This is a genomic window from Jiangella alkaliphila, from assembly GCF_900105925.1.
GTDB lineage: Bacteria > Actinomycetota > Actinomycetes > Jiangellales > Jiangellaceae > Jiangella > Jiangella alkaliphila.
The window spans coordinates 879,589-903,989 of record NZ_LT629791.1 but is presented as its reverse complement, the minus strand read 5'-3'; the positions used below and the strand labels follow the sequence as shown (position 1 = coordinate 903,989).

Here is a 24,401-nt window from a genome sequence, read left to right as displayed (position 1 = left end):
CCGTCAGCCGGCCGGGACGAACTTCACGGCGCTGGTGCGCAGGTACATGCCGCCGCCGGCGGCATTGGAGACGGTGACGTCGCCGTCCGTCCCGGCGGCGAAGTCGTACCGGCCGAGCAGGATCCACTGGTTGCCGCCGGTGGTCTGGTCGACGTCGACGGTGTCCTGACCGCCGGCGTGGGTGACGGTGTACCGGGCGGCCGTCGTGCTGTTGGCGTGGTTGGGCACCCAGGCGTAGACGTCGTAGCCGCCGGCCGCGGGCAGGTCCGGCCGCCAGGTGGCCGTCGCCGTCGTGACGTTGCTGGTCCGGGTGCTGGAGCGCAGCCAGCCCGGCACGCTCGATCCGGTCCACGTCCCCTGCTCGCTGTACTGAGGGTCGGTGACGCCGACGAGGCTCATCGGGAGCGGGGTGACGGAGACGGCGGCCGGCGGCGACTCGTGGCCGGACAGGTCGACCGCGCGGATCTCCAGCCGCACCGCCTCGCCGTTGGCCAGCTCCTCGACCGGGAAGCCCAGCCGGGTGAAGCCCGGGTCGGCGATGTGCCCGACCGGTCCCTTCGGGTTCACCAGCGCGCCGTCGGCGTAGACGTTGTAGCCGAGCAGGTCGACCTCGGTGTTCTGCGACCAGTACAGGATGGCGCGTCCGTTCGCCGCCTCACCGGTCAGCCCGGTGGGCGCGGCGGGCGCCTGGGTGTCGACCGGGACGCGGACCGGTGCCGGGCGGGACGGCGCCGACTCGCGCCCGGCGCTGTCGACGGCGGTCACCGTGATCTGGTGGCGCTGGCCGGCCCGCATCTCCCGCATGCGGAACGACGGACGCACCACCGGCTGCCAGCTCACGCGCTGCCCGTCGAGGTAGACGTGGTAGCCGGCGACGTCCGTCTGGCCGGACGGGCGCCACTGCCAGGTGAGCACGGCGTCGCCCGTGGCCGGGGTCGCGTCGACGGTCCCGTGAACCCCGGTCGGTGCCTGCGGCGGCGCCGCGTCGGGCCCCGTCGGCGCTGGGACGAACTTCACCGCGTCGGCGCGCATGAAGCCGGTGACGCCGAAGTCCTTGCCCAGCTCGACGTAGCCGGCGCCGGCCTCGAAGGAGTACCGGCCCAGGTGCGTCCACCGGTCCTCGACGCCGTCCGACGGCACGACCGTGCTGCCGCCGGCGTGCGCGACGGTGAACCGGGCGCCGTCGGTGTTCAGCGCGTCGGCGGGGGTCCACGCGTAGACGTCGTACGCGCCGCCCGAGGGCAGGTCGGGGGTCCAGCGCGCGGTCGAGCTCGACCCGCTGGCGTAGCGGGTGCCGCTGCCGCCCCAGCCGGTCACCGCCGACGACCCGGCCCACGTCCCCGCCTCGGAGTAGCCGGAGCCGGCGTCGTCCACCACGATCGCCGGGGTGAACCTGGCGGCGTCGGCGCGCAGCGTGCCCGCACCGGACGGGTCGCCGGCCAGCCGCACGCCGTGGCCCGCGCCCGGCGTCAGGTCGTACGAGCCGAGGCTCACCCAGCGCTGGCCGGCGGTCTTCTGGTCGACGACGACGTCGGTGCTGCCGCCCGCATGCATGACGGTGTACCGCGCGGCCGTGTGCCCGGTGGCGAGGAAGCTGGGGTTCCAGACGTACACCTCGTACTCGCCGGCGTCGTCGAGCGCCGGCGTCCAGGTGGCCGTCGAGTCCGCGCCGGTCGAGCGGCGGGTCTCGCGGTCCTGGAACCCGAACGCCTCGCCGGTGTTCTCCCAGCCGCCCGACTCCGCGTAGCCGGCCTCGCCGTTGTCGACGACGACGCTGCCCGGCGTGGTGCCGTTCCCGTCGTCGGCAGGCGCGTAGTAGCGGAAGTAGTCCCAGGTGGTAACGCCCGGCAGGTTCGTCTCGTCGACCGGCGCGGTGTAGCCCAGCGTCGTCAGCCAGATGCTCTGCAGCCCGTGCGGGCCCGAGTACGGCTGCACCCGTGCGAGCACGCCGTCGACGTACCAGCGGATCTCGTTCGGCAGCCACTCGAAGCCGTACGTGTGGTAGCCGTCGGAGCTGTCCGGCCCGGTGTAGACGCCGCCCTGGTTGCCGATGTGCGCGGGCACGAACCAGTGCGAGTGGTGCTGGACCTTGTCCGGCGCGTGCGAGTCGATCTCGAACCCGTCGATCTCGTTGATGCGGTTGTTCGGCCCCTTGTACTCCGGGGTGTCCGGCATGGCGTCCGACAGTCCGGTCGTCCACATCGCCGAGTGGAAGCCCTGGTCGCCCCAGAGCTGCGCGCGGGTCTCGTAGTAGCCGTAGCCGAACCACTCCTTGCTGATCACGCCGCCGCAGGTGTACTCCATGCCGTTGCGGTCCTCGCGCTTCAGCGCGATGTGCAGCAGGCCGTCCGCGACCGTCACGTTGTCCGGCGAGTTGGAGCAGACCGCCTTCTCGCTCTCGCGGTAGTACCAGTCGTCGGTGGCCAGCCCGGTGCCGTCGGGCTCGGTGCCGTCGAACTCGTCGGCCCAGGCCAACTCATAGCCGGGCAACGGCGACACGGGCTCGGCGGCGGCCGGCTCCGCGACGGGCTCGGCGGCGGCGGGCTCGACCGCGGGTGCGACCGACAGCGTCGCCGCGCTCAGGCCGGCGACGACCGTCAATGCGAGCGTGGACCGGACGCGGGTACGCCGGGCGGGGACGATCACGTGATGACCTCCTGGACGAGCGGGGGCGGGGATCACTGGCGGACGAACTTGACGGCGTCGGCGCGGATGCAGCCGGCGCCGGTCCGGGCGACGCGGACGGTGTACGGGCGGTCCTCGGTCAGCGACAACGTGCCGCCGACGGGCACCCAGGCGTTCCCCGTGGTGCTGAAGTTCACCGGGGCGGTCGCGAGCGTGGTGCCGCCGTCGGCCACGGTCACAGGGGCGTCGGCCTGCCCGCCGGTGCCGCCGACCCGGTAGAAGTAGGCGCGGTACGTGCCGGTGGCGGGCGGCCGGACCGTCCAGTGCGCAGAGGTGCCCGGGTCGCAGGTGAAGCGGTTGGTCAACCGCCCGAACGCGGGCAGGGACGAGTCGGCCCAGCCGGTGCCGGACTCGGCGTACCCGCCGGTGGGCGTGTTGTTGTCGCCGTAGGCGTCGCGTTCGTAGAAGCGGACGTAGTCGAACTGCACGCGGCCGGGCAGCGCGCTGTCGTCGACGCCGGGGCTGTCGTTGAGGTCGATGGCGATCGCGGTGAGCCAGACGTTGGGGAAGTCGTGCGCATAGGTGCCCGCTGCGTACGGCGTGCTCCATTTCAGCGTGCCGTCGACGTAGAACCGGAGGGAGTCCTCGGTCCACTCGTAGCCGTAGACGTGCCAGTCCGCCGAGCTGTCGAAGCCGACGCCATAGATCTTGCTGGTGAGCGTGCCGCCGTGGTCCCAGGCGATGACGTTGTGGCGGATCTGGTCCGGGACGTGCGAGTCGATCTCGAAGCCGTCGATCTCGGTGCGCGGCCCGGTGCCGCCCTGTCGCGCCGACCAGAACGCGGTGTGCCAGCCGCTGCCCACATTGGTGCGCGCCCGGACCTCGTAGTAGCCGTAGCGAGGCCGATCCTTGCTGATCAGCCCGCCGCCGGTGTAGAGCGTCGTGGCGAAGGTCTGCGTGCAGCCCGGGCCGGACCGGCCGACGGGACACAGATGCACGGTCATCGCGCCGCCGCCGACGGTGACGTTCTCGGGCCGCTGCGTGCTCCAGGCGTTCCAGGGCGTGTTCGTGCGGAAGCTCCAGCGGGTGGTGTCGACGGAGGTCGTGTTGAACTCGTCGGCCCAGCTCAGTGCGTAGTCCGGTGGTGCCGCGAGGACCTCGGCCTCGGCCAGCGCGGGCAGGCCTCCGATGATCGGCGGCAGCGACCCGGCCAGAACCAGAGTGATGAACGCACGGACCCGCATGGCGACCTCCTCGTCACCGAGGAGCCTAAGACCATGCGGGTCCGGTGTCTACAATGTGAATCAGCCATCTACGGCTGAGCTACTGGCCGATCTGCCGGTTGCGGCGGTTGCGAAGCTTGCGCCGCTGGGACGGGTCGAGCATGAGGTAACCGGCGACCGGGACGCCGATCACGACGATCAGGAAGAGCCACCAGGGCAGCAGCCAGAGCGCGAGGATCACCGCGGCCGCTCCTCCGACGATCCAGGTGGTGTTCTTGCCCATGGCGTGTCCTTTCTCGGGGATGTTGCACTTCCATTGTCCCCGGTGAACCGTGTTTCGTCTCCATCCACGGGAGGGCTCTTCCCCTACGGGACCGACCAACACGTGGCGAGCCCCTGTCGATCACCCGTAGTCGGCGGGTAACGTCTGCGGGCGATGAAGGTCGTCGTCGTTGCCGAGACCCGTGACCACGAACGCCGGGTGGCGCTTGTCCCTGACCTTGTCGGCCGACTGACCAGTGCCGGCCTCGAGGTCGCCGTCGAATCCGGGGCCGGTCGGGGCGCGCTGCATCCCGACGAGGCGTACGAGGCGGCCGGCGCGACCATCGCAAGCGGCGACGTGCTCGCCGGCGCCGACGTCGTGCTCTCTGTGCAGCCGCTGCCGCCGGACCGGCTCGCGGCGCTGCGCGGCGGCGCCGTCACCGTCTCGCTGCTGCCCGCGACGCAGGAGCTGGACGTCGTCCGCGCCGCCCGCGACGCCGGCGTGACGGCGTTCTCGCTGGAGCTGGTGCCGCGCATCTCGCGGGCGCAGTCGATGGACGCGCTCACGTCGCAGGCGCTGGTCGGCGGGTACCGCGCGGTGCTGGTCGCGGCGGAGAAGCTGCCCCGGTTCTTCCCGCTCTCGATGACCGCCGCCGGGACGATCCCGCCGGCCGAGGTGCTGGTCCTCGGCGCCGGCGTGGCCGGGCTACAGGCCATCGCGACGGCGCGCCGGCTCGGCGCCCGGGTGCAGGCCTACGACGTCCGCGCGGCGTCGGCCGACGAGGTCCGCAGCCTCGGCGCGAAGTTCGTCGAGCTGGACCTGCCGAGCCTCGAGGGCGCCGGCGGCTATGCCCGGGAGATGACCGAGGAGCGCGCCCAGCTGCAGCGCGACCTGCTGGCGCCGCACGTGTCCGCGTCCGACGTGCTGATCACGACGGCGGCCGTGCCGGGCCGGTCCGCGCCGCTGCTGGTGGAGCGGCCCGCGGTCGAGGCGATGCGGCCCGGCAGCGTCGTCGTCGACCTCGCGGCGGAGTCCGGCGGCAACGTCGAGGGCAGCGTCGCCGGCGCGGAGATCGTCGTCGGCGGCGCCTTGCTGTGGGGCGGGCTCAACGTGCCCAGCCAGCTGCCCGTGCACGCGAGCCGGCTGCTCGCCGCCAACATCGTGAACCTCGTCCTGCTGATGACGGCCGACGGCAAGGTCACGCCAGACTTCGCCGACGAGATCGTCGACGGCGCCGCCGTCACCCACGACGGCGTCGTCCGGCACACCCCGACCCGCGAGCTGCTGGAGGCCGAGTGACCGAGGGCGTCGCGCTGCTGACGGTGTTCGTGCTGGCGGTGTTCGTGGGGTTCGAGGTCGTGTCGAAGGTCTCGTCCACGCTGCACACGCCCCTGATGTCCGGCGCCAACGCGATCCACGGCGTCATCCTCGTCGGCGCCGTCATCGTGGCCGGGACGGCGGACGAGGCCGGCGTGCTGGTGGTCGCGCTGATCGCCGTCGTGCTGGCGACCCTGAACCTGGTCGGCGGGTTCGTCGTCACCGACCGGATGCTGGAGATGTTCGGCGGGAAACCGCGTCAGGTTCCCGACGAGGAGGGCGGCGCGTGATCCCCGTCTGGGCCCAGGTCTGCTACGTCGTCGCCGCCGTCTGCTTCATCCTCGCCCTCAAGGGCCTCTCGTCGCCGAAGAACGCCCGGCGCGGCAACCTGGTCGGCGCGTTCGGCGCGCTGCTCGCCGTCGTCGTCACGTTCATCGCCTACGACATCGACAACCTCGGCTGGATCCTGCTGGCCGTCGCGGTCGGTGCGGTCGGCGGCGCGTGGGGCGCCCGGCGCGTGGCGATGACCGCGATGCCGCAGCTCGTCGCGCTGTTCAACGGCGTCGGCGGCGGCGCTGCCTCGCTGGTCGCGCTGCTGGAGCTGCGCCACTCCGATCTGCTGTCCGACGGCGCCGTCCTGGCGTCGGCGTTCACGATCCTGATCGGCGCCGTCTCGTTCTCCGGGTCCGTCATCACGTTCCTCAAGCTGCAGGAGCTGATGACCGGCCGCCCGATCACCTTCCCCGGCGGCCCGTTCGTGTTCGGCGGCGTGCTGGTGGCGTCGCTCGGCCTCGGCGTCTGGATGGCCGCGACCGGCAGCGTGACGCTGGCGATCGTCCTGGCGCTGGTCGGGCTGCTGGCCGGCGTGCTGCTGGTGCTCCCGGTCGGCGGCGCCGACGTGCCGATCGTCATCTCGCTGCTCAACGCGTTCACCGGCCTGGCCGTGGCCGCGGGCGGGTACGTGCTGGAGAACGCGCTGCTGCTGGTCGCCGGCACGCTGGTCGGCGCGAGCGGCACGATCCTCACCCGGGCGATGGCCCGGGCGATGGGCCGCTCGGTGTCGTCGATCCTGTTCGGCGCCTTCAAGGGCGGCTCGACCGCGGGCGGCGGCACGGTGTCGGACCGCCCGGTCCGCTCGGCCGGCGCCGACGACGTCGCGATCATGCTCGCGTACGCGCGGCGGGTCATCGTCGTGCCGGGGTACGGGCTGGCGGTCGCGCAGGCGCAGCACACCATCCGCGAGCTGGTCGACCTGCTGGAGAAGCGCGGCGTCGAGGTCGGCTACGCGATCCACCCGGTGGCCGGTCGCATGCCCGGGCACATGAACGTGCTGCTCGCCGAGGCGAACGTGCCGTACGAGCAGCTGCTGGAGATGGACACCGCCAACGGCCAGCTGCGCACGGCCGACGTCGCCCTGATCGTCGGCGCCAACGACGTCGTCAACCCGGCCGCGCGGACGTCGCCGGGGTCGCCGATCTACGGCATGCCGATCCTCGACGCCGACCACGCCGGTGCCATCGTCTTCCTCAAGCGTTCGATGCGGCCCGGGTTCGCCGGCATCGAGAACGAGCTGCTCTTCGACCCGAAGACGACGCTGCTGTTCGGCGACGCGAAGGCGTCACTGACGGCGCTCGTGACGGCGCTGAAGTCGCTCTAGTCGACCACGCCGTAGAGGCGGTCGCCGGCGTCGCCCAGGCCGGGCACGATGTAGCCCTTCTCGTTCAGCCGCTCGTCGACGGCTGCCGTGACGACGGTGACCGGCACGCCCAGCTCGCTGGTCTCGCGCTCGAGGTACTCGACGCCCTCGGGTGAGGCGAGCAGGCAGACGGCGGTGATGTCGTCGGCGCCGCGGTCGACCAGGAACCGGATGGCCGCGGCCAGGGTGCCGCCGGTGGCCAGCATCGGGTCGAGGACGTAGCACTGCCGACCGGTGAGGTCGTCGGGCAGCCGGGTGGCGTACGTGGTCGCCTGGAGGGTGTCCTCGTCGCGGATCATGCCGAGGAAGCCGACCTCGGCCGTCGGCACCAGCCGGGCCATGCCGTCGAGCATGCCGAGGCCGGCGCGCAGGATCGGGACGATCAGCGGCTTCGGCGAGCTGAGCTTCACGCCGGTGGTCGGCGCGACCGGGGTCTGGATCTCGACGGCGGCCACGCGGGCGTCGCGGGTGGCCTCGTAGGCCAGCAGGGTCACCAACTCGTCGGCCAGCCGCCGGAACGTGGGCGAGTCGGTCTTGACGTTGCGCAGCACGGTGAGCTTGTGCGCGACGAGAGGGTGGTCGACGGCCAGCAGACGCATGCGAGGAACTTATCTGAATCCGGTCACGCTCTCGACCAGTTGGGTCTGCTGGTGCTAGCGTCCCCGAGAGTGTGCAGGGGTTGCGTCTGAAGAACGGAGGCCAGATGCCCGAGGGCGCCATCGCCGAGCCTGTCGGCTCGGGTACAGACGATCCCCCCACCCCCGGCGGTGAGCTTGTCGCCGACGCCGCACGCCTACGTCAGCGGGCAGTCTTCCTCCGCGAACTCGCCGAGGCCCGGGCGTTGCTCGCTCGCTCCACCCCCTGGCACGGCCGCACCGTGGGCCTGAGCCGGCGGCTTCGGCAGAGCATGTAGGGCCGCTCCGTCCTCGAGAGGTGCGGTGGTGTCCGACGGTGAGGGCGTCGTCGACTTCGTGGTCGTGGCCTACCGCGAGGACGGACGCTGGCTGCTCGAGATCGCGCCACGCGAGTTAGGGCACGACCTCGGCAAGCTCGTCGACCTGCTGCGCCAGCGGCCGGGCGAGAGCGGGTCGCTGGCCTTCGTCTCCGTCGACGAGGACTTCTTCTACGCCGTCCGGCTGATCGGCGGCGACCTGCGGCTGCTGCTGTCCGACGTCACGGCCGCCACCGACTGGCCGATGGCTCGCGACGTCGTCGAACGCCTCGGGCTGCCCTTGCCGGACGATGACGACGCCGTGCAGCCGGCCGGGGACCTCACGATCTTCGCCGATCTCGGGGTCGATCCGATGGCCCTGGCCGCCATCTGCGACGACCTCGACAGCTACCCCGACGAGATGCTCATGCAGATCGCCGCGCGCGCCGGCTTCGGCCCGCAGCTCGACGACGTCTTGCCCTGACCCGCCTTAGAACCCGCCGCGCAGCTCCATGGCCCCCGCGACCCGCTCGACGGCGAGTGCGTAGGCCGCCTGGCGGTAGCTGCAGCCGTGCTCCTCGCTGAACTCCGCGACCTCGGCGAACGTCCGCTCGATGCGGCCGCGCAGCTCCGTCGCCAGGCGCTGCTCGTCCCACGGCACCCCCGCGACGCCCTGGGCCCACTCCGCGAACGCGGCGATGGCCGCCCCGCCGCCGGCCAGCAGGTCGGGGATGACCCGCACGCCGCGCGCGTCGAGAACGGCGTCGGCTTCAGGTGTGACGGGGTGCGCGGCGCCCTCGACCACGATGCTCGCGCGCACGCCGTCGACGTTGAACGCCGTCAGCACCTCGCCCGTCGCCGCCGGGATCAGCACGTCGGTCTCGAGCGTCAGCAGCTCCTCCGGCGCGATGCGCTGCGACGGTGTCCCGGAGTCGGCGACGGAGTACCCGGCGGCGGTCGCCCGCAGCAGTTCGGGGACGTCGAGGCCGCGCTCGTTCAGCACCGCGCCGCCGGCGTCGCCGACCGCGACCACCCGCACGCCGCGCACGTACAGCTCGCGCGCCACCCACGAGCCGACGTGGCCGAAGCCCTGGATCGCGACCCGCTGCCCGCCGAGGTCGATTCCCCAGCGCCGGGCCGCCGCCTCGAGCACGTACACCAGCCCGCGTCCGGCCCCCGCCTCGCCGCTGGGCACGCCGCCGAGGCTGAGCGGCTTGCCCGCGACCACGCCCGGCGCGTACCCGTGCCGGCTCGCGTAGGCGTCGAGGAACCACGCCATCACCCGCGCGTCGGTGTTGAGGTCGGGCGCGGCGATGTCGAGCCGCGGGCCCATGACATGGCTGACGGCGAGCGCGTAGCGCCGGGTGAGCGCCTCGAGCTCCGTCGTCGAGAAGTCCGACGGGTCGAGCTGCAGGCTGCCCTGGGCGCCGCCGAAGGGCAGCCCGTGCAGCGCCGAACGCCACGTCGTCAGCGACGCGAGCGCCCTGGTCTGGCGCAGGTCGGCCCGCGGATGGAAGCGGAGCCCGCCGAGGTACGGCCCGCGGGCGCCGTTGTGCTGCACGCGGTACCCCTGCACGACCGCGATGCTGCCGTCGTCGCGGCGCAGCGGCAGCTGGACGCCGAGTTCGCGGTCGTGCAGCTTGAGCAGCTCGTTCACGCCCGGACGCAGCTCGAGCAGCTCGGCCGCCCGGTCCACCGAACCGTCGACGGCGATGTCAGGGGTCAGGCCGCGGTCGATCATCGAAAGGGAGGTGAGGGTCATGGAGTCTCCCGTAAAGCGAACGCTCGTTCTTCTAAGTTTCGCATTGGCATGCTGTTCTCGTCAAAGAATTTCGTGATGTTGCTGTGGCGACGCTGAGAATCTCCGGCGCCGAGTGGTGGCGCACGTCTCATCCGCCGGACCCGTAGGGTCGAGGCATGTCCGCGGGACCCGCAGCCCGACGCTACGAGCCGTCGATGCGCCTCGCGCTGGCCGAGGCCGGGCTGGCGCCGGTGACCGGCGACGTGCCGATCGGCGCCGTCGTCCTCGACGCGGCCGGCGACGTGCTCGGCCGCGACCACAACCGCCGCGAGGCCGACGCCGACCCGACGGGGCATGCTGAGGTGCTGGCGTTGCGCGCGGCCGCCGCCGAGCTCGGCACGTGGCGCCTGGAGGGCTGCACGCTGGTCGTCACGATGGAGCCGTGCTCGATGTGCGCCGGCGCGCTGGTCCTGGCCCGCGTCGAGCGCCTCGTGTACGGCGCGGCCGACCCCAAGGCCGGCGCCGTCGGCTCGCACTGGGACCTCGTCCGCGACCGGCGGCTCAACCACCGGCCCGAGGTGCTCTCGGGCCTGCTCGCCGACGAGTGTGGCGCCCTTGTCCGCGACTTCTTCGCCGCCCAGCGGTAGGGTCACCAACATACATCGATGTATCATACCTAGATGAATGCTAACGGCGGACGGTTTCACGGCCGCCGCACGCTGCTGGCGCGGCTGGACCACGAACTGGCGCAGGTGACGGCGACGGGTCGTGGTCGCATGCTCGACGTTCGCGGTCGCCGGCAGGTCGGCAAGTCGCGGCTGCTGACGCACTTCGTCGAGACCCGGAACCGGCCGTACCTCTACACGACCGCGGTCAAGAACGCGTCCGCGCACGCGCACCTCGCCGGTCTGACGCGCGACGCGCTCGCGGCGACCACGCCGCTGCCGGAGGCGTCCGTGGTGTTCGCGTCGCCGCCGGCATCGTGGGACGAGTTCTTCGGCCGGTTGCGGCTCTCGCTGGAGCGGTCACCGGCCGTCGTGGTCGTCGACGAGTTCCCCTGGGCCGTCGAGGCCGACCCGACGCTGGAAGGCACGCTGCAGAACGCCTGGGACCGTACGCTCGAGAACCTGCCGGTCCTGCTCGTCGTCGTGGGGTCCGACGTCGCCATGATGGAGCGGCTGACCGAGCACGACCGTCCGCTGTTCGGCCGTGCCGGCATCGTCGTCGTCCGGCCGTTCGATCCGTCCGAGTGCGCCGAACTGCTCGGCCCGGGTTCCACCGCCGTCGCCGCGTTCGACGCACACCTCGTCACCGGCGGCTCTCCACGGCTGCTCGGCCGCCTGGCCGCGTCCGGCACAGCGGAGGACTTCGTCCGCGAGCAGTTGCGCGACGAGACGTCCGACCTCGCCGTGATGGCGCAGCTGACCCTCGACGCCGAGTTCCCGCCCGACTCGCAGGCCCGCCGCATCCTCTCCGCCATCGGCAGCGCGGAGGTCGGCCCGGTCTCGTTCTCGCGGGTCACCCACACCATGGACGGCGACACCACGACTGTGCAGACCGCGGTCACCAGGGGCCTGAAGGTGCTGGCGGGCGTCGGCGGCGTGGTCGCGGCCGACCTGCCGATCGGCGCGGCGCCGAACAGCCGGCTGCGCCGCTACCGGGTGGCCGACTCGTACCTGCGCTTCTGGTTCCGGTTCGTCGGACCGCAACTGGCGAACATCGCTCGTGGCCGCGGCGATCTCGCGGTCGACGCGTTCGGTCGCGGCTGGCAGGCGTGGCGCGGCAAGGCGGTCGAGCCGGTCGTCCGCGAGGCCGTGCTGCGACTGGCTCCCGACCTCGGCCCGCTGAGCGACGTCGACGCCGTCGGCGGCTGGTGGAACCGGGACAACTCGACGGAGGTCGACGTCGTCGCGGCGCACGGCCGGCAGGTCCGGGCGGTCGGGTCGGTCAAGTGGTGCACGACCACGCCGTTGAGCGCCGATGACGCCGCCGCCCTGCGCCGCGCCCAGCAGGTCGTCCCGGGCGCCGCCGACGCCGCGCTCCTCGCCGTGTGCCCGGCCGGAGCGGCCGACGACGCCGGGATGGACCTCGTCCTGCGTGCCGACGACCTGCTCGGCGCGTGGGGCGGCGGCCGGTCGTGACCCGAACCCGGCCGCTGGATTTCCTAGTGCACCCGGGGCTCCGGTACCCTCAACGGCGGTAGCGTGTCCGAGCGGCCTAAGGAGCACGCCTCGAAAGCGTGTGTGGGGGCAACTCCACCGTGGGTTCAAATCCCACCGCTACCGCCAGCGTGTCAGAGCCCGCCCCGGAGTCCGGGGCGGGCTCTGTCGCTCCGGCTGCTCGTCGCGCGACCAGGCCGACCGCGCTCTACGCTCTAGACCTGACGCGACACGGCTCGCCGACAGGGGACGGGGGTGCGGCGTGACCGTCGACTCGCTCAACGTGTTCCTGCTGGCCGGCGCCCTGGTGCTGATCGCCGCCGTCATCGCGGTCCGGGTGAGCGTGAAGCTCGGCCTGCCCAGCCTCGTGCTGTACCTGCTGATCGGGGTGGCGATCGGCGAGTCGGGTCTCGGCATCCAGTTCTCCGACCCCGAGCTCGCGCGGTCGTTCGCCTACGCGGCGCTCGTCATCATCCTGGCCGAGGGCGGCCTGACGACGCACTGGGACGAGGTCAGGCCGGTGTTCGGCATCGGCATGTCGCTGGCGACCGTCGGCGTGGTCGTGAGCACGGCGGTCGTGGCGGTTGTCGGGCACTACCTGCTCGGCTTGGACTGGCTGCCGGCGATCCTGCTGGGCGCGATCTTCGCGCCCACCGACGCGGCCGCGGTGTTCTCGACGCTGCGGCGGCTGCCGCTGAAACGACGGCTGTCCGGCGCGCTGGAGGCGGAGTCCGGCCTCAACGACGCGCCGGCCATCGTCCTGGTGACGATCCTCAGTGGCGGTCACGCTGCCGACGACGGCTTCCTGCTGATCGGCGCGACCGTCGTGTACGAGCTGGTCGGTGGCGCTGTGCTGGGCTATCTGGTGGGGCGGGTGGGTGCGGCGATCCTGCGGCGCACGGCGCTGCCGGCGTCCGGGCTGTACCCGCTGGTCGTGCTGACGCTGACGGTGCTGGCGTACGCCGTCGGCGCGTTCGCGCACATGAGCGGGTTCGCGGCGGTGTACATCGCGGCGCTCGTGCTGGGCAACTCGCACCTGCCGCACCGCGCCGCGACCCGGTCGTTCGTCGAAGGGCTGGCGTGGCTGGCGCAGATCGGCCTGTTCGTCATGCTCGGCCTGCTGTCGTCGCCGTCGGACATGCCGGGCGCGTTCGTCACGGCTGTCGTCGCTGGGGCGGCGCTGACGTTCGTCGCCCGGCCGATCTCGGTGTGGGCGGCGACGGCGCCGTTCATGATGTCGATCCGGGAGAAGGTGTTCATCTCCTGGGCGGGGCTGCGCGGTGCGGTGCCCGTCGTGTTCGCGACGATCCCGCTGGCCGAGGGCGTCGAGCGGGCGGACTGGCTGTTCGCCGTCGTCTTCATCGTCAGCGTGCTGTACACGCTGCTCCAGGCGCCGACGCTGCCGTGGCTGGCCGCGCGCCTCGGCATGGTGCCGGCCTTCCCGACCCGCGACGCCGACGTCGAGTCCGCGCCGCTGGAGCGGCTGGACGCCGACCTCATCCACGTCCGTGTGCCGGCCGGCTCGAAGCTGCACGGCGTCGAGGTCGCCGAACTGCGGGTGCCGCCCGGGGTCGGCATCGCGCTGATCGTCCGCGGCGACACGTCGATGGTCCCCGGCCCGCGGACCAAACTGCTGCAGGGCGACGAGATCCTCATCGTCGCGCCGAGGGCGCTGCGTCGCGCCACCGAGGCCCGGCTGCGCGCCGTCGGCCGCCGTGGCCGTCTCGCGGGCTGGTTCGGCGAGCGTGGCCGCCCGGAACCCGAGGACGACGACTAGATGACCTGTTCCAAGGGGTCGGGTGCGTGTCGTGAGGCAGTGGCATGGGCGAGGGTGTCCAAGATCGGTTTGTGAAGACAGACCTGGACACCCTCGCGACTGCACTGTACGTGACGGTCGATGACCTGTTGATCGAATCTCCGCACCGGTTGCCGTGGCGGCCGCGGGTGGGGATCGAACCGAAGATCAGCGACGCTGAGCTGGTCACGTTGGCGGTGATGCAGGCGCTGCTGGGCTTCACCTCCGAAGCGCGCTGGCTGCGTCATGCGCGCGCTCACCTGCGGCATTTGTTCCCGTGTTTGCCGCAGCAGCCCGGCTACAACAAGCGGCTGCGGCGGCTGGCCGACACGATCGGCTGGCTGGTCGGGGCGCTGGCCCGCGACACCAGCTTGTGGACCGATGACGTCTGGGTGGTCGATTCCACCCCGGTCGAATGCGGCCGGTCGAAGGAGACGGTGCAGCGTTCGGACCTGGCCGGGTGGGCAGAGTACGGCTACTGCGCCTCCCATTCCAGGTTCTTCTGGGGACTGCGGCTGCACCTGCTGTGCACGCTGCACGGGCTGCCGGTCGGGTTCGCCCTGACCGGCGCGAAGGCCGACGAACGCCAGACCCTGCTGGGCATGCTCGGCGCCGATCCCGACCTGAGCACCGCCCGCGTCGGGCAGGTCGTGATCGCGGACAAGAACTACTACGGCCGCCAGTTCGAAGCAGCGCTTGCCGAGGCCGGCCTGGACCTGCTGCGCCCGGCCCGCAAGGGCGAACGCCCACGCGCCGGAGTCCGCTTCTTCAAACCGTTGCGGCAGGTCATCGAGTCGATCAACGACACGTTCAAGGGCCAACTGGACCTGGAACGACACGGCGGGCACACCCCGACCGGGGTCTGGGTCCGCGTCGCGCAACGCGTCCTGGCACTGACCGCGGCGATCTGGCACAACGACCGCACCGGCCAACCGATCAAACGATCCCTTCTCGCATACGACCACTGACCCCTTGGAATAGGTCATCTAGGGGGTGTCAGGGCGCGGCCGTGCAGGGCGGCAGCTCAGCCGCCGGGGCCGCGGGCGGCGCCGCCGGGTCGGCCAGCGCCTCGAACGCGTCGCCGAGCACGAGGTCGATGGTCGCCTCCGTGCGCTCGTCCGGCACGTACACCGCGCCTGGCACGAGAGTCGCGACGAGCTCGGCGGCGGCCTGGTCGTCGGTCCGCGACCGCACCTCGGCCGTCCCGGTGACGGAGCGCTCCAGCGGGTCGTTGTCGACGTCGACCACGACGAAGCCGCGCTCGCGGACCAGCCGGGCAACGGATGAGGCCAGCCCGCTGCGATCGGTGGCGTTGTACACGTTCACCTGCACCTCGGCCGGCGCGGGCGCCGCCGTCGGCTGGCCCGGTGCACACGGCTGGCCGGTCGACCCGGCGGTCGACTCGTCGTCCTCGACGACGTTGGCCCAGCTGTACCAGGCGGCGCCGATGACCACGCCGATCAGGACCAGCAGTGTCACCGAGGTGCGGATGCGCCGCCAGTGATGCCTGCGGGCGGCCTCCTCCTCGGTCAGCTGCTCATCCTCGAACGCCATACGTGCTCCGGGGTAGGCGGCGGGGCCGCGTGGACAGGGGGTGTGATGCGTTCAGCCTAGCTGCGAATGTCCCGTTTCCGCAGGTCATGCCTCGGTGTTCGGGAGCAGGAGGACGCGGGCGTGGATCACCGGCCGCTGCTGCAGCGCCGCGCGAAGCGCACGGTGCAGACCGTCCTCGAGGTACAGCTCGCCGCGCCACTCGACCACGTGGGCGAAGAGGTCGCCGTAGAACGTGGAGTCGTCGGCGAGCAGGGCCTCGAGGTACAACGTGCGCTTGGTGGTGACCAGCTCGTCCAGGCGGATCTGGCGCGGGGGGAGCTCGGCCCACGCCCGCAGACCCGTATCGTGCTCCGGGTAGGGCTTGCCGTCTCCGACGCGCTTGAAAATCACCTAGCGCAGTCTAAACTGCGGGCGCCGTTTCGCCAGGCATTATGCCGTTCCAGGTGCCGAGCGTGGCTGATGATCTCCGTTGCCGCCGTGCGGCGGGGGCGCCGCCGTCCGGTCCAGCTCGGCCAGCCGCCGGGCGAGGTAGCGGCGCTCGCCGTCGTTGCCGGCTCCCGCGAGTGCCGCGCGGTATTGAGCCGCGGCCGCGGCGCTGTCGCCGGCGCGGCGGAGCAGGTCGGCGCGGGTGGCGGACAGCAGCGGGTAGCCGTCGAGCTCGGCCGCGACGGCGTCGACCTGCGCGAGACCCGCGGCCGGACCGTCCGCCATCGCGACCGCGACCGCCCGGTTCAGCCGCACCACCGGCGTCGGCTGGTGCTCGAGCAGCTGGTCGTAGAGCCGGACGATGCGCGGCCAGTCGGTGTCCTCCGGTTGGACGGCGACCGCGTGGCAGGCCGCGATCATCGCCTGCAGTTGGTACGGGCCGGGCCGCTCGTGCGTCAGCGCCCGCCGCAGCAACTCGACGGCGCCGGTAACGGCCGCGCGGTCCCAGCGGCGGCGGTCCTGTTCCTCCAGCGGGACCAGCTCACCGCCGTCGCCCGTGCGGGTCGCGGCGCGCGCGTCGTGCAGTCGGAGCAGCGCGAGCAGGCCGAGCGGCTCGGGCTGTTCCGGCAGCAGTTCCGTGATCAGCGTGGCCAGCCGGAGCGCCTCGCGGGTGAGCTCCGGCCGCATCAGGCCGTCACCGCTGGTGGCACCGTAGCCCTCGTTGAACAGCAGGTAGACGACCCCGAGGACCGCGTTCGTGCGCTCGGGCAGCCGGTCCGGTGGCGGCACGCGGTACGGGATGCCGGCGGCGCGGATCTTGCCCTTCGCTCGGACCAGTCGCTTGGCCATCGTCGCCTCGGGCACCAGGAACGCCCGGGCGATCTCCGTCGTCGTCAGGCCGGTCAGCGTGCGCAGCGCGAGCGCGACCTGTGCCTCGAACGCCAGCGCCGGATGGCAGCACGTGTAGAGGAGGCGCAACCGGTCGTCGTCGGGCTCGCCGCCCTGGTCGCTCGCTCCGGACGGCTCATCCGCCGTCGCGGCGACCAGCCGCAGCTTCGCGTTGCCGGCCTTCGCCCGGCGCAGGCGATCCAGCGCGCGGTGCCGCGCCGTCGTGGTCAGCCAGGCGCCGGGGCGGTCCGGGACGCCGTCGCGCGGCCAGGTCTCCAGGGCGGCGGCGAACGCGTCGGCCGTGGCCTCCTCGGCCAGATCCCAGTCGCCGGTCCGGGCGATCAGCGTCGCGACGATGCGGCCCCACTCGTCCCGGAACGCCTCGGCGACGGCGGCGCCGACGTCCGCCTCGTTCATCGGACCGGGCGGATCTCGACCTGCCCGAATCGGGCGGCGGGGTGGCCCGCGGCGATCTCGACCGCTTCGTCCAGGCCGGCGCACTCGATCAGTGCGAAGCCGCCGACCTGGTCCTTCGTCTCCATGAACGGACCGTCGGTCCGCAGCACGTCGCCGTCGCGCACCCGTACTGTCGTCGCCGTCCGGCTCGGGTGCAGGCCCTCGTGCGCCCGCAGCACCCCGCGTCGCTCGAGGTCGGCCATCCACTCGTGGAACCTGCGCAGCCCGTCGTCGTCGACAATCTCTTTCTCACGGTCCTCGTCGGCGCTGATCAGCAGAAGGTACCGAATCGGCTGGCTCATGGTGTCCATCGTGCGCCATCCCGTTCGTCGTGGGGTCGACCCGTCGATACCGACTTTCAAGGAGCACCCATGTTCACCACCACCTCCGCCGACGGCACCACGATCGCCTACGACCAGGACGGCTCCGGCTCGCCGATCGTCTTCGTGTCCGGCGCCTTCAACGACCGGCACACGCTGGCCCCGGTGGCCGCCGCGCTGGCGTCGTCGCACACCGTCGTCTGCTACGACCGGCGCGGCCGCGGCGACAGCGGCGACACCCTGCCCTATGCCGTCGATCGCGAGATCGAGGACCTCGCCGCCGTCCTGTCGGCCGTCGGCGGCTCGGCGGCCGTGTTCGGCTTCTCGTCCGGTGCGAACCTGGGCCTGGTGGCCGCCTCGTGGGGTCTGCCGGTGACGTCGCTGGTCATGTACGAGGTTCCCTTCGCCCTGGACGACGCCGACCGGCGCCCCGCCGACCTGCCGTCGCGGCTCGCCGCCCTGGTCACCGCCGGGCGCCGCGCGGACGCCGTGACGACCTTCCAGCTGGAGGGGATCGGCCTGCCGCCCGAGATGGTCGCCGGGATCAGGCAGGCGCCGTTCTTCCCCGCGCTCGAGGCCATCGCCCACACCGTCGTCTACGACGCGACGGTGACGGGCCGCCCATACGACCGCCCGACGCCGGAGATGCGGGCCGTGGAGCTGCCCGTGCTGGTCCTGGCCGGCGCCGACACCTGGCCCGTCCTGCGGCGGACGGCCGAGGCGCTCCCGTCCCTGCTCCCCAACGCCCGCTACGTCACCGTCGACGGCGGCGCGGATCACACCATCTCCGCCGCCGAGACCGCGGCGGTGGTTCGCGAGTTCCTCACCGGAGCCGCCGGAGCGTCACAGCAGCTTTGACCAACCGTCACCGGACGTTCCGGTCGATGCGTAAAGGTCGAGCGAGATTCCGGGCGTTCCGTCCGGAATCCACCCCCATCGGAAGGAGACCTCCATGTCTCGCATCTTGCGCGCGCTCGGTGTTGTCCTCGTGGCGACAGCACCGCTCCTGGCCGCGACCGTGCCCGCCACCGCCGGCACGGCCGATCCGGGTGTCGACGTGATCGCGCACCGTGGCTCATCGGGTGTCGCGCCGGAGAACACCCTGGCGGCCGTCCGGCTGTCGATCGCCCAGAAGTCGGATGTCGTCGAGAACGACATCCAGCGCACGCGCGACGGCGTGTTGGTGATCATGCATGACCTGACCCTGGCCCGGACCACCGACGTCGAGGAGGTCTTCCCGGACCGCGCACCCTGGAACGTCCGGGACTTCACTCTCGCGGAGATCAAGCAGCTCGACGCGGGTTCGTGGTTCGCCCCGGAGTTCGCCGGCGAACGGGTGCCCACGCTCGCCGAGTGGGTCAACGCCGTCGGAAGCCGGGCCGGCATGCTGCTGGAGCCGAAGTCTCCGGAGCTCTATCCGGGCATCGAGGCCGATCTCGACGAGGAACTGCGTTCGCTGCCGGCGTTCAACCGTGCCCTGCGTGCCGACCGCGTCGTCGTCCAGTCCTTCAACCACGTGTGGTTGCGTACGTACAAAGAGCTGGCGGCCGACGTGCCCGTCGGCCTGCTCTACGGCACCAAGCCGACCGAGCTCGACATCGCGGCCGCCGCGACGTGGGCACAGCAGGTCAATCCCGCCCTCGGCGTGATCGACCAGACCACGGTCGAGCAGGTCCACGCTCAGGGCATGGAGATCCACGTCTGGACCGTCAACGCCGGTCAAGACATGCGCCGGGCCATCAACTGGCAGGTCGACGGCGTCATCACCAACTATCCGCAGGTGCTGCGCGACATCCTTCGCCGCGGCTGATCCGGCCCGCTTGAGGTCAGGGGCGCTGTGGTCGACCGCAGCGCCCCCGACCCGGCCCGGGACCTTCCGGCCTGAGCAGGTCAGCGGTTGTGATTAGTGCGCGCGTTCGATACACTTGTTCTCAGCAACATGCCGTCACCGGGAGCGGCGGCAAGGGGTTCCCGGGCATCGAAGCAGGACATCACGCCAGGTGTTCTCACCTCGTCCACGGTCGCAGCCGTTCCATGTGCTTGCGGTCGTCCACCCCAGCCCGACGCGGGTCAACGGGGTGGCATGCGCTCTTCACGCGGGAGCGCCGCATCGTGGACGAGAAGGTGATGTGCGGTGTCCGATCCGATCGACCGTGTGGCCGCGTTGCCGCCTGGGCCTGAGTTGTCGGTGGCGCTGGCGGGTGTGGATCTCGCAGCGTTGTCGGCGCATGAGCTGGTCGTGGTGGCGCAGGCGCGGCAGCGTCAGCTCGCCCACGAGGAGGCGGCGCTGTTGCGGGTGTTCGCCGAGCTGGCCGCTCAGCCGCAGTACCAGCGCTGCGATGCCCCGGACGAACTGGGCGCCGGGCACACGCACCGAGCGGTCCAGGCGGCCGGCGATGAGATCTCCCTGGCGCTGCGCTGGACGCCCGGCCGCGCGACCGGGCGGGTCGCGCTGGCCGTTGAGCTGGCCGAGGACCTCCCCGACACGTTCGCCGCGCTCGAGGCGGGACGCGTCGACGCGGACAAGGCGCGGCTGATCGCCGAGCGCACCCGCTGCCTCCCCGACCCGATCCTGCGCCGCCGGGTCGAGGCGGTCGTGCTGCCCGACGCCGAAACGCGCACCCGGTGGGTGCTCGACCAGCGGCTGCGCCGCGAGGTGATCGCCGCCGACCCCGCCGCGGCGGAGGACCGCCGCCGGTTGTCGGCCGAGCACCGACACGTCGGCCGTCCCGAGCCCGCGTGCGCCGGTGGTGAGGATGGCATGGCCACCCTCACCCTGTGCGGGCCGGCCGAGGACGTCACCGCACTGTGGGTCGCCACCGACGCCGCCGCCCGGCACGCCCGCACCAGCGGCGACGACCGCACGCTGGACCAGTTGCGCTTCGACCTGCTCACCGGGCTGGCCTGGACCGCGCTGGAATCCGGCCACCTCGGCTGCTGCAACCCGACACACCAGAGCCAGCCGACACCACCCGACACACCAGGGCCAGCCGACACCGCCGGCCCGGACGAGCCTGCCGGGCCGGCCGTTCTCGGCCGCCGTCGCGGCAGACCCGCCACCGTGCACGTCACCGTCCCCATCCACACCATCACCGGCGCCGGCGACGCACCCGGCGAACTCGACGGATACGGCCCGATCACCGCCGCCGCCGTGCGCCGCATCACCGCCGACGCCACCCTGCGCCGGCTGCTCACCGACCCGGTCGAAGGCCGCCTGCTCGAGTACGGGCGCAGCACCTACAGCCCACCGGCCGACCTCGCCGCCCACGTGGTCGCCCGCGACCGGACCTGCCGCTTCGTCACGTGCCACCGACCGGCCACCGAGGCCGAGATCGACCACCAGCTCCCCTACGCGGCGGGCGGCACCACCGGCCCCGACAACACCTGGGCCCTGCACGACGGCCACCACCGCGCCAAGACCTGGCACGGCTACCAGATCGTCACCGACCCGGCCGGCACCACCTGGTGGACCACCCCGGCCGGCCACCACTACCCGGTCGAGCCCGAGGTCATCGGACCCGTCCTCACTCCGTGGGCCCCAGCACTTCAAACGGCCGCGGCCGCATGTGCTGAGACGCCGCCCTTCTGAACTTGTCAGCGGTGGCCGCCGTGATCAACCCGGCCCGCCGGAAAGGTAGCGGCGCGGTGGTGGTCTGGAGCGACGACCCGACCCAGTGGTGGCAGGCGTGTCTGGACGCGGGCCGCGCCAATATGCGCAGCCTCGGCCATCTAGCACTGTTACTGGAGAACGAACAACGGGAGCCCGGCCGCTGGCCGAACTCCCGTCCCGACCTGAACGATGTCGCGACTCAGACCTGAACGATGTCCCGACTCATCACATGGCGGAGGATAGGGGATTCGAACCCCTGAGGGATTGCTCCCAACACGCTTTCCAAGCCCGTGACCAGGCATTTGTCTGTATCCAGAACCGTCCGACCTGCAGACGATGGGTAGCACCTTCTTGTGCTATGGACGGGCCTGAACATACCCGAATGAGACCACAACTGAGACCAGAGCGGCGGGCTCGTGGTCCGCCTGGTGGCGGGATCTGCCTCATCAGTTAGTCGCCCCCGGCCGGTGCGTCAACACCGGTCCGGGGACTTGATCCCAACCTGAAGTCACCAGGGAGAGACCCATGGTCACCGTACCGAAGCCGAAGCAGCGGGAGATCATCACCCGCGCACCATTCGTGCATCACGAGGTCGGGGAGATCGTCGTCTACCACGACGAGGAAGGCCCGACGATCGACATCAAGATCGAGCTGGAGGACACCAAGCAGCGCGCACAGTTCGCCATCACGGCGATCGAGGCGTACCAGCTGGCCGACGAGATGCACCGCATCGGCGCCATCGCTCAGCGGGCCGGCTGGACCCCGAAGATCCTGTCCGATGCTCGGGCGTACCTGCCGGGTATGACCGACGAGCAGATCATCGAACGCCTGGATCGGCTGTATCGCCGGTGGGGCGGGTTCGTGATCGGCTACCGCGGGAAGCTGTCGCCTGGTGCGGGCCGGGCGCTCGCTGTCGAGGTCCACATGGAGACGCTGGAACGCTCCGTCGACCTGGTCGAGCAGAACGCGGAGAGGCTGTCCGGCATCCCGGAGTTGGCCGACCATCTGGCCGAGCTGCGCTCGTCGCTGGAAGACGTCAGGCAGCTCTTCACGGCCGAGCTGGAGCGCCGGTCGTGAGCGCGACTGCGGGGCGCAATGTCGAGTGTCCGGTGCGGTGGTGCGACGAGACCGGCACGCACGCCGTCCATCGCCGGTACGTGGCGTCGGTGAAAGGCGGGGAGCGTGGTGCTGGCCTGGTCGGCATCAACATCGCCCAACGCGTCCAGCCGCGGGCCTCGGTCGGTGTTGAGCTAACGGTCACCACCCCCTGGGCGTCGACCGCCGGCTACCTGTTCGCCGCCGCGTCCGTGCCCGAGATCGCGGCCGCGCTGACCGATGCAGCCGAACGGGCGACCGAGCTGGGCGGGACGAGTCCGTGACCGGCGTGACTGATCGCTAGCGGCTCCGTGACGGCGGCCGGCTCGTTGTTTCGGCTTCCTTGATGCCGGGACGAGTGACGAGCCGGCCGCCGTAACCGGGTCCATCGGATGGGTCGCCCGGCGATGGCCGGGCGCGACGCGATACCGCCTACCTACTAGAAGTTGTGAGGTATATTGAATGGGTGCCTGGGTGATTCACGAACACCCGGAGGTCGCCAAGTGGTTGGAGGGCCTGTCTGGAACGACCGCGGTGACCGTCACCGCAGCCATTGATCGATTGACCGAGGACGGGCCTGCACTGGGGCGACCGACGGTGGACAGCATCAAAGGCAGCCGGCACCACAACATGAAGGAGCTGCGTGCGCGCACGGTACGGATCTTGTTCGTGTTCGATCCACGGCGCGCCGCGATCCTCCTGGTGGCCGGCGACAAGCGAGGCGATTGGGAGCGCTGGTACAAGGCGTCCGTCCCGCTCGCGGACGATCGATACGACGAGTGGCTGACCATGCTCGACGAGGGAAAGGCGTAGGCGGCGAGATGACTCAGGAGATCGAGACCACGACCAGCACTGCGCGCTGGCCGACGTGGGCCGAGACCCGCGCGAAGCTGAACGTTGACGAGGCCGCGGTGGCTCAGGCACGTGCCGAGCTGGAGGCGGAGGAAGCCGCGTACCGCCTGGCCGAGATCCGGCGCGAGCAGCACCGCACCCAGACCGAGGTCGCCCGCGACATGGGCGTCAGCCAGAAGCGCGTTAGCGAGATCGAGCGGGGCGACCTCACCCGCACCGAGGTCGACACCATCAGTCGCTACGTCGCTGCCCTCGGCGGTCGCATCCGCATCGTCGCGGACTTCCCCGGCCACAGCATCACCGTCAGGTAATCAGCTGACACATGGGCGGCTGTCGTGGTGGCGGGTCCAAGGCCCCTGCACTGGCCACAGGCGGCATCGTGGGAACCCGGGAGCAGGACCACTTCCGCACGTGGCCGTGTCAGTGCATGTCAAGAGCGTGGCGAACACGCGCGGCGTGCGCCGGTGATGGCACCGTCTTCTGTGTTAGGCCGTGCGTCATCCTGGCCGGTGGGCACGATCTCTGATGTGGTTCGAAGATCAGTTAGGTCGTAGCCAACCTCGTCATGGTTGGGTACGCTCCGGTTATGGCGACGCATGACGTGTCGGGGGGCACCGAGTCGGGCGAGTCTGTCGAGTTCTCGGACCCGCCAATTCGAGACGTGACCATTACCGTCGGATTTACTACTTCTTCGAGAGTGTCATCCACTCTCTTCTTGAAGTTTGGCCAGAACCTTTTAGGTGACTATCCAATCGTTCTTGAATTTCCACCTGAACCACGCATTTATAACGCGGAGCACGACGAAGACAGTCCTTTCTGGCCCGCTCCATATCTTATGTATTCTAATGAGCGATCTGGTCGAATGGTCAGCTTTCAGGCGGACCGCCTTGAGGTTCTATGGCGTTTCGAATCCGGCAATGAAGGCACGGCCTACCCGGGCTTTCCAGCCTTGCGAGAGGAACTTCTTAAGCGGTATCAAGAGCTAGGCGCTGTGCTAAGCGAATCGGGGAATGAGATTCGTGTAATGCATGTGCAGCTCAACTATCGCAACGAGATTCCACAGATCGCGTCGGCGGACTATCTGACTGGATTGGTTTCAGGGTGGCAGATTGATGAGGCCGTTAGTCCCGCCCTGGCGGACCCGGTCTACATCGGAATTCGATACCGTCGGGACATTGAGGTGGATCGTGTGCCGATGTCGGATGACGTGGCGCTCGAACTTGATCCGCTTGCCGAGGGGGGTACTGAGCTTACGGTGATCGCAAGAAGCTTTAGGGGTGACGACAATGAGGTGACCGTTGAGCAGCTACTGGCGCGCGCACACGGTTACATCATTGAAGAGTTCCTGAAATCGAGTTCGGATAAGATGCACGAGGTCTGGGGGCGGCGGGCATGAGTGTTGCGTACGACGAGTTATGCGAGAATCAGCAAGAGTGGCTTCCTTCAAGCAA

26 protein-coding genes and 1 tRNA gene are annotated in these 24,401 nt (G+C 71.0%); 18 read left to right on the top strand and 9 right to left on the bottom strand.

Annotated features, from left to right (window positions below):
- Window positions 1-3: 3 nt before the first annotated feature.
- The 3 genes from BLV05_RS04230 to BLV05_RS04220 form a co-directional block, all read right to left on the bottom strand.
- Window positions 4-2,646, bottom strand: coding sequence for a golvesin C-terminal-like domain-containing protein (locus BLV05_RS04230; protein WP_046771960.1), 2,643 nt, complete (start codon window positions 2,644-2,646; stop codon window positions 4-6).
- Window positions 2,647-2,678: 32 nt separating this feature from the next.
- Window positions 2,679-3,869 (bottom strand): glycoside hydrolase family 16 protein, encoded by a 1,191-nt coding sequence (locus BLV05_RS04225; RefSeq protein WP_046771961.1) that lies wholly within the window; start codon window positions 3,867-3,869, stop codon window positions 2,679-2,681.
- Window positions 3,870-3,948: 79 nt separating this feature from the next.
- On the bottom strand, window positions 3,949-4,131 hold the full coding sequence (locus BLV05_RS04220; RefSeq protein WP_046771962.1) for a hypothetical protein: 183 nt from the start codon (window positions 4,129-4,131) through the stop codon (window positions 3,949-3,951).
- Window positions 4,132-4,284: 153 nt separating this feature from the next.
- On the opposite strand from BLV05_RS04220, the gene BLV05_RS04215 reads away from it, so the two are divergent.
- From BLV05_RS04215 to BLV05_RS04205, 3 genes are read left to right on the top strand one after another with little or no spacing between them, the layout of a single operon-like run.
- Window positions 4,285-5,409 (top strand): NAD(P) transhydrogenase subunit alpha, encoded by a 1,125-nt coding sequence (locus BLV05_RS04215; protein WP_046771963.1) that lies wholly within the window; start codon window positions 4,285-4,287, stop codon window positions 5,407-5,409.
- Window positions 5,406-5,717 (top strand): NAD(P) transhydrogenase subunit alpha, encoded by a 312-nt coding sequence (locus BLV05_RS04210; protein WP_046771964.1) that lies wholly within the window; start codon window positions 5,406-5,408, stop codon window positions 5,715-5,717. Before BLV05_RS04215 ends, BLV05_RS04210 begins: the two co-directional genes overlap by 4 nt.
- Window positions 5,714-7,084 (top strand): NAD(P)(+) transhydrogenase (Re/Si-specific) subunit beta, encoded by a 1,371-nt coding sequence (locus BLV05_RS04205; protein WP_046771965.1) that lies wholly within the window; start codon window positions 5,714-5,716, stop codon window positions 7,082-7,084. Before BLV05_RS04210 ends, BLV05_RS04205 begins: the two co-directional genes overlap by 4 nt.
- On the opposite strand, the gene upp is transcribed toward BLV05_RS04205, so the two are convergent.
- The gene (gene upp / locus BLV05_RS04200; protein ID WP_046771966.1) at window positions 7,081-7,722 is read right to left on the bottom strand and encodes a uracil phosphoribosyltransferase; all 642 of its coding nucleotides are present in this window, start codon (window positions 7,720-7,722) and stop codon (window positions 7,081-7,083) included. The genes BLV05_RS04205 and upp overlap by 4 nt on opposite strands.
- Window positions 7,723-8,064: 342 nt before the next feature.
- Between upp and BLV05_RS04190 the strand changes: the two genes are divergently transcribed.
- A complete protein-coding gene (locus BLV05_RS04190; RefSeq protein WP_152691032.1) occupies window positions 8,065-8,538 on the top strand; it encodes a tRNA adenosine deaminase-associated protein in 474 nt (157 codons plus the stop codon).
- 6 nt (window positions 8,539-8,544) lie between these two features.
- Here the strand turns inward: BLV05_RS04190 and BLV05_RS04185 are convergent, their stop codons facing one another.
- Window positions 8,545-9,816, bottom strand: coding sequence for a Glu/Leu/Phe/Val family dehydrogenase (locus BLV05_RS04185; RefSeq protein WP_082155711.1), 1,272 nt, complete (start codon window positions 9,814-9,816; stop codon window positions 8,545-8,547).
- A 155-nt stretch (window positions 9,817-9,971) separates the two neighbouring features.
- On the opposite strand from BLV05_RS04185, the gene BLV05_RS04180 reads away from it, so the two are divergent.
- From BLV05_RS04180 to BLV05_RS04160, 5 genes are all read left to right on the top strand, one after another.
- A complete protein-coding gene (locus tag BLV05_RS04180; RefSeq protein WP_231948733.1) occupies window positions 9,972-10,442 on the top strand; it encodes a nucleoside deaminase in 471 nt (156 codons plus the stop codon).
- A 33-nt stretch (window positions 10,443-10,475) separates the two neighbouring features.
- Window positions 10,476-11,936 (top strand): ATP-binding protein, encoded by a 1,461-nt coding sequence (locus tag BLV05_RS04175; RefSeq protein ID WP_046771971.1) that lies wholly within the window; start codon window positions 10,476-10,478, stop codon window positions 11,934-11,936.
- Between the two features lie 57 nt (window positions 11,937-11,993).
- Window positions 11,994-12,083: transfer RNA gene (locus BLV05_RS04170), tRNA-Ser, on the top strand.
- A 133-nt stretch (window positions 12,084-12,216) separates the two neighbouring features.
- Entirely contained in the window at window positions 12,217-13,731 is a 1,515-nt protein-coding gene (locus BLV05_RS04165; RefSeq protein WP_046771972.1) for a potassium/proton antiporter, read from the top strand.
- Window positions 13,732-13,802: 71 nt separating this feature from the next.
- A complete protein-coding gene (locus tag BLV05_RS04160; protein WP_157524382.1) occupies window positions 13,803-14,717 on the top strand; it encodes an IS982 family transposase in 915 nt (304 codons plus the stop codon).
- A gap of 28 nt (window positions 14,718-14,745) precedes the next feature.
- Here BLV05_RS04160 and BLV05_RS04155 read toward each other — a convergent pair whose 3' ends face one another.
- The 4 genes from BLV05_RS04155 to BLV05_RS04140 all read right to left on the bottom strand — a co-directional run bounded on the left by BLV05_RS04155 (window position 14,746) and on the right by BLV05_RS04140 (window position 17,363).
- Complete coding sequence (locus BLV05_RS04155; RefSeq protein WP_052761999.1) at window positions 14,746-15,303, bottom strand: LytR C-terminal domain-containing protein; 558 nt, start codon at window positions 15,301-15,303, stop codon at window positions 14,746-14,748.
- Window positions 15,304-15,387: 84 nt separating this feature from the next.
- Window positions 15,388-15,693, bottom strand: coding sequence for a type II toxin-antitoxin system VapB family antitoxin (locus tag BLV05_RS04150; RefSeq protein WP_046766351.1), 306 nt, complete (start codon window positions 15,691-15,693; stop codon window positions 15,388-15,390).
- Between the two features lie 39 nt (window positions 15,694-15,732).
- Entirely contained in the window at window positions 15,733-17,034 is a 1,302-nt protein-coding gene (locus tag BLV05_RS04145; RefSeq protein ID WP_063932476.1) for an RNA polymerase sigma factor, read from the bottom strand.
- Entirely contained in the window at window positions 17,031-17,363 is a 333-nt protein-coding gene (locus BLV05_RS04140; RefSeq protein WP_046766705.1) for a YciI family protein, read from the bottom strand. The genes BLV05_RS04145 and BLV05_RS04140 overlap by 4 nt, the downstream gene beginning before the upstream one ends.
- Window positions 17,364-17,444: 81 nt before the next feature.
- Here BLV05_RS04140 and BLV05_RS04135 point away from each other — a divergent pair, with 81 nt between their 5' ends.
- The 9 genes from BLV05_RS04135 (at window position 17,445) to BLV05_RS35530 (ending at window position 24,346) form a co-directional block, all read left to right on the top strand.
- On the top strand, window positions 17,445-18,251 hold the full coding sequence (locus tag BLV05_RS04135) for an alpha/beta fold hydrolase (RefSeq protein WP_046766352.1): 807 nt from the start codon (window positions 17,445-17,447) through the stop codon (window positions 18,249-18,251).
- A 94-nt stretch (window positions 18,252-18,345) separates the two neighbouring features.
- Complete coding sequence (locus BLV05_RS04130; RefSeq protein WP_046766353.1) at window positions 18,346-19,203, top strand: glycerophosphodiester phosphodiesterase; 858 nt, start codon at window positions 18,346-18,348, stop codon at window positions 19,201-19,203.
- A 324-nt stretch (window positions 19,204-19,527) separates the two neighbouring features.
- Entirely contained in the window at window positions 19,528-20,982 is a 1,455-nt protein-coding gene (locus BLV05_RS04125) for an HNH endonuclease (RefSeq protein ID WP_083421269.1), read from the top strand.
- An 11-nt stretch (window positions 20,983-20,993) separates the two neighbouring features.
- Complete coding sequence (locus BLV05_RS35535) at window positions 20,994-21,212, top strand: hypothetical protein (protein WP_152690504.1); 219 nt, start codon at window positions 20,994-20,996, stop codon at window positions 21,210-21,212.
- A 316-nt stretch (window positions 21,213-21,528) separates the two neighbouring features.
- Window positions 21,529-22,080 (top strand): hypothetical protein, encoded by a 552-nt coding sequence (locus BLV05_RS04120; protein ID WP_046766355.1) that lies wholly within the window; start codon window positions 21,529-21,531, stop codon window positions 22,078-22,080.
- Window positions 22,077-22,382 (top strand): hypothetical protein, encoded by a 306-nt coding sequence (locus BLV05_RS04115; protein ID WP_152690505.1) that lies wholly within the window; start codon window positions 22,077-22,079, stop codon window positions 22,380-22,382. Before BLV05_RS04120 ends, BLV05_RS04115 begins: the two co-directional genes overlap by 4 nt.
- Window positions 22,383-22,560: 178 nt before the next feature.
- Window positions 22,561-22,911 (top strand): type II toxin-antitoxin system RelE/ParE family toxin, encoded by a 351-nt coding sequence (locus BLV05_RS04110; RefSeq protein WP_046766357.1) that lies wholly within the window; start codon window positions 22,561-22,563, stop codon window positions 22,909-22,911.
- A gap of 8 nt (window positions 22,912-22,919) precedes the next feature.
- Window positions 22,920-23,261 carry a helix-turn-helix domain-containing protein gene (locus tag BLV05_RS04105; protein WP_046766358.1) on the top strand — a complete coding sequence of 114 codons (342 nt, stop codon included), beginning with the start codon at window positions 22,920-22,922 and terminating at the stop codon, window positions 23,259-23,261.
- 275 nt (window positions 23,262-23,536) lie between these two features.
- On the top strand, window positions 23,537-24,346 hold the full coding sequence (locus BLV05_RS35530) for a hypothetical protein (RefSeq protein WP_152690506.1): 810 nt from the start codon (window positions 23,537-23,539) through the stop codon (window positions 24,344-24,346).
- Window positions 24,347-24,401 lie beyond the last annotated feature (55 nt).

Excerpts from the sequence above, each read along its gene's own strand:
- BLV05_RS04155 (WP_052761999.1), bottom strand. The coding sequence starts at position 15,303 with ATGGCGTTCGAGGATGAGCAGCTGACCGAGGAGGAGGCCGCCCGCAGG.
- BLV05_RS04185 (WP_082155711.1), bottom strand. The coding sequence starts at position 9,816 with ATGACCCTCACCTCCCTTTCGATGATCGACCGCGGCCTGACCCCTGAC.
- BLV05_RS04105 (WP_046766358.1), top strand. The coding sequence starts at position 22,920 with ATGACTCAGGAGATCGAGACCACGACCAGCACTGCGCGCTGGCCGACG.
- BLV05_RS04110 (WP_046766357.1), top strand. The coding sequence starts at position 22,561 with ATGGGTGCCTGGGTGATTCACGAACACCCGGAGGTCGCCAAGTGGTTG.
- BLV05_RS04135 (WP_046766352.1), top strand. The coding sequence starts at position 17,445 with ATGTTCACCACCACCTCCGCCGACGGCACCACGATCGCCTACGACCAG.
- BLV05_RS04225 (WP_046771961.1), bottom strand. The coding sequence starts at position 3,869 with ATGCGGGTCCGTGCGTTCATCACTCTGGTTCTGGCCGGGTCGCTGCCG.
- BLV05_RS04220 (WP_046771962.1), bottom strand. The coding sequence starts at position 4,131 with ATGGGCAAGAACACCACCTGGATCGTCGGAGGAGCGGCCGCGGTGATC.
- upp (WP_046771966.1), bottom strand. The coding sequence starts at position 7,722 with ATGCGTCTGCTGGCCGTCGACCACCCTCTCGTCGCGCACAAGCTCACC.
- BLV05_RS04215 (WP_046771963.1), top strand. The coding sequence starts at position 4,285 with ATGAAGGTCGTCGTCGTTGCCGAGACCCGTGACCACGAACGCCGGGTG.
- BLV05_RS04180 (WP_231948733.1), top strand. The coding sequence starts at position 9,972 with ATGTCCGCGGGACCCGCAGCCCGACGCTACGAGCCGTCGATGCGCCTC.
- BLV05_RS04120 (WP_046766355.1), top strand. The coding sequence starts at position 21,529 with ATGGTCACCGTACCGAAGCCGAAGCAGCGGGAGATCATCACCCGCGCA.
- BLV05_RS35530 (WP_152690506.1), top strand. The coding sequence starts at position 23,537 with ATGGCGACGCATGACGTGTCGGGGGGCACCGAGTCGGGCGAGTCTGTC.
- BLV05_RS04130 (WP_046766353.1), top strand. The coding sequence starts at position 18,346 with ATGTCTCGCATCTTGCGCGCGCTCGGTGTTGTCCTCGTGGCGACAGCA.
- BLV05_RS04145 (WP_063932476.1), bottom strand. The coding sequence starts at position 17,034 with ATGAACGAGGCGGACGTCGGCGCCGCCGTCGCCGAGGCGTTCCGGGAC.
- BLV05_RS04175 (WP_046771971.1), top strand. The coding sequence starts at position 10,476 with ATGAATGCTAACGGCGGACGGTTTCACGGCCGCCGCACGCTGCTGGCG.